Annotated in this window: 4 protein-coding genes; 1 reads left to right on the top strand and 3 read right to left on the bottom strand. The window is 63.3% G+C overall.

Going from position 1 to position 3,336, the window contains the following annotated elements; all coding sequences use genetic code 11:
- The 3 genes from ACEN88_RS27415 to ACEN88_RS27405 all read right to left on the bottom strand — a co-directional run.
- The coding region (locus ACEN88_RS27415) for a sulfurtransferase (RefSeq protein ID WP_413344747.1) at positions 1-401 on the bottom strand (401 nt) is incomplete at its 3' end.
- A gap of 9 nt (positions 402-410) precedes the next feature.
- The gene (locus tag ACEN88_RS27410; RefSeq protein ID WP_413344745.1) at positions 411-1,322 is read right to left on the bottom strand and encodes a DMT family transporter; all 912 of its coding nucleotides are present in this window, start codon (positions 1,320-1,322) and stop codon (positions 411-413) included.
- A gap of 13 nt (positions 1,323-1,335) precedes the next feature.
- Positions 1,336-2,451, bottom strand: a complete 1,116-nt coding sequence (locus ACEN88_RS27405) for an aromatic ring-hydroxylating oxygenase subunit alpha (RefSeq protein ID WP_413344744.1) — start codon at positions 2,449-2,451, stop codon at positions 1,336-1,338.
- Positions 2,452-2,919: 468 nt separating this feature from the next.
- Here ACEN88_RS27405 and ACEN88_RS27400 point away from each other — a divergent pair, with 468 nt between their 5' ends.
- Positions 2,920-3,207: an exodeoxyribonuclease VII small subunit gene (locus tag ACEN88_RS27400; RefSeq protein WP_413344742.1), complete on the top strand. Its 288-nt coding sequence runs from the start codon at positions 2,920-2,922 to the stop codon at positions 3,205-3,207.
- Positions 3,208-3,336: the final 129 nt, after the last annotated feature.

The following is a 3,336-nucleotide window of genomic DNA, read 5'->3' as shown; positions in this document are numbered from 1 at the left end:
GCCTGCCAGGCGGGCAGGCCGCCATCCAGCACGGCGACGGCGCCATGGCCGACCCAGCGCAGCATCCACCACAGGCGCGCGGCGTACATGCCGCCGTGCGCGTCGTACGCGACGACCTGCGTGTCGTCGTCCACGCCCCAGCCCCGCAGCAGCTCGATGAACGCGTCCTGCTCCGGTAGCGGATGGCGGCCACGGAAATTGCCGGCGGCGTCGCGCCTGGCGCCCGACAGTTGCGTCTCCATGTCGGCGAAGACGGCGCCCGGGATGTGGCCGGCCGCATAGGCGTCCCGGCCGGCGGCGAGGTTCATCAAGTCGTGGCGGCAGTCGACGACGACCCACTTCGAGTCGTTCATGTGTGCGGCCAGTGCGGCGGGTTCGATCAGGGTCGTGAAGCTGGACATGGCACTCCTTTATTCGCTGGCGATGGGATCGGTTTCCTTGACGACGGCGCCGCGCGCCGTGCGCGTCGTATTGTAGAACGTCGCGGCGATTCCCGAGACGAGGATCACGCCCATGCCCAGCCAGACATGCCAGTCGAACACGTCGCCCCACAGCATCATGCCCCACAGGCTGGAAAAGACGATGCCCGTGTACTGCAGGTTGGCGACGACGAGCACCTTGCCGATGCGGTAGGCGCGCGTCATCGCGATCTGGGCGCCCAGGCCGCTGGCGGCGATCGCCAGCAGCAGGCCCATGCCGTGCCACGATTGCGGGCGGAACGTATTCATGCCGTTGCCGAGCAGCGAGCCGACGAGGCCCGCCAGGCCCATCGTGACGGAAAAATAGAACACGACGCGGTATTCCGGCTCGCCCATCTGGCCGAGGCGGCGCACCTGCATATAGGCCATCGCGGCGATCACGGACGAGCCGATGGCGACGAGGCCGCCGACCCATTCATGCGTCTCGACGGCCGGCCGCAGCACGAGCGTCACGCCGACGAAGCTCATGGCGATGGCGAGGGCCAGCGGCCATTCGGGCAAGCCCTTGCCGCGCCACCAGCCGGTGACGAACATGTAGGCGGCGAGCCAGATCGGCGCCATGTAGTTGAGGGTCACGGCGGTCGCCAGCGGCAGCTTGGCGATCGCGTAGAACCACATCCACAGCGAGACCACGCCGACGACGCTGCGCCACAGGTGTTCTTTCGGGAAGTGGGTCTTGAACGAACCGCCCTGCAGGCGGATCATCGGGAACAGCAGCAGGGCGCCGATGAGACCCCGGTACATCACGATTTCCGAGGTCGAGTAGAGCGAGGAGGCCAGCTTCACTGCCGCGCCCATGGCGGCGAACAGGAAGCTGGCGAACAACATCCAGAGTGGGGCCATCAGCGACTAACCATCACATCCCCGGGGGAATATTGTCGATCTTGCTGCGATACCACTCGTGGAAGTGCTGCATGCCGTCTTCCATCGGCGACTGGTACGGGCCCGCCTCGGTCACGCCGCGCTCCATCAGCGCCTTGCGGCCGGCGTCCATGCGCAGGGCGATCTCGTCGTCCTCGACGCACGTCTCCATGTAGGCGGCGCGTTCCGCGTCCACGAAGCCGCGCTCGAACAGCACGAATTCTTCCGGGTAGTAGAACTCGACGACGTTGCGCGTCTTCTGCGGACCCAGCGGCCACAGGGTCGACACGACCAGCACGTTCGGATACCACTCGACCATGATGTTCGGATACAGGGTCAGCCAGATCGCGCCGTATTTCGGTGCCTGGCCGTTGTTGAACTTCAGGACCTGTTCCTGCCATGCCTTGTAGGCCGGCGAGCCGGACTTCTGCAGGCCGCGGTGCACGCCCACGGTCTGGACGCTGTAGTCCGGACCGAATTCCCAGCGCAGGTCGTCGCAGCTGACGAAGTTGCCCAGGCCAGGGTGGAACGGCTCGACGTGGTAATCCTCCAGGTAGACCTCGATGAAGGTCTTCCAGTTGTAGTCGCAGTCGTGCACCTCGACGTGGTCGAACATATAGCCCGAGAAATCCAGGTCCTTCGTCACGGACATGTGCTTCAGCTTGTCCATCACGTCGTAGCCGTTCTGTTCGAACAGCAGGCCGTTCCAGTTCTGCAGCGGCGTCCTGGACAGGTTCAGGCAGGGCGTGTCCGCGAAATGCGGTGCGCCGATCAGCTCGCCCTTGAGGTCATAGGTCCAGCGGTGCAACGGGCAGACGATGTTCTTGGCGTTCCCCCGGCCATTGAACATCAGCGCCTGGCGGTGGCGGCAGACGTTCGACATCAACTCGATGCCCTGTGCGTTGCGCACCAGCATGCGACCCTCGCTCTCCGATTTCAGGGTCGCGAAATCGCCCTTCTCGGGAACCATCAACTCGTGCCCGACGTAGCGGGGCCCCTTGAGAAACAATTGCTGCAATTCACGCTGCAACAGCGCGTCGTCGAAGTAGACATTTACCGGAAGCTGGGCGAGCGAACGCGCCAGCTTGGCGTGGGTAGCCAGATCGGACATCCCAACCCCCCTTTACAGAATTTCAGCCAAAGAAGAGAAAGAATCCGAGAACCAGTATTTTTAGGGGAGCATCGAGATTTCCAGGGCGAGCAGCAACGTGGTCGAGCGGGCGCGCTCGAGGCGTCGCATCCCGACCAACAGTGCTGCCGCAAATTCGGAGTTCTCGCTCCTTTAAAGAGCGGAATACGGTATTTCGGAGACAGAACCGGAGATTATAGCCTGTAAATGCCCCTCCAGTCCCGGGCCGGCTCGTGGTTGTGGTACGTGGGTGTTCAAAAATTGCCTAAACGGCATCGTTTTCATGAATCCCGGGGCGCTTTGCGATAAAATGTATCCTTGCTTGCAAGTTGGCGGCGACAGGCGCACCGTTCATGTCGAAACAGGATTGTTTAGAATAAGCGATTAGACTGGCATGCCGCGCACGGGTTGCGTATGGTGTCGCCCAGCCCCGAATCGATCAAACTCATTATGCCAAATAAAACAAACGCGGAGAGCGCCGCACCACCGGCAGCCGCGAGCGCAGCGGCGTCCGCACCGCCCGAATCCTTCGAGCAGGCGATGTCCGAACTGGCCCAACTCGTGACGCAAATGGAAAGTGGGCAATTGCCCCTGGAAGCCTCGGTCGCCGCGTATGCACGCGGGTCCGAGCTCGTGCGCTATTGCGCGGCCCAGCTGGAAAAAGTCGAATCCCAGGTGAAGGTCCTGGAAGGCGAGATGCTCAAGCCGTTCAGTGCCGACGGCGAGGACGACGTATGAGCGCGCCGCAGGATTTCCAGGCCTGGGTGAAGGCCGTGCAGGCCGACGCGGAGTCTGCCCTCGACCGCTTCTTGCCGGCTGAGAGCCAGGTGCCGGCCAAGCTGCACGAAGCGATGCGCTACACGGCGC

Origin of the sequence: Massilia sp. CT11-108 (assembly GCF_047302915.1) — a bacterium.
In the GTDB taxonomy this organism is placed as follows: Bacteria; Pseudomonadota; Gammaproteobacteria; order Burkholderiales; family Burkholderiaceae_D; genus Telluria; species Telluria orientalis.
The sequence above is the reverse complement of the archived record's forward strand: the minus strand, read 5'-3'. Positions and strand labels throughout refer to the sequence as shown.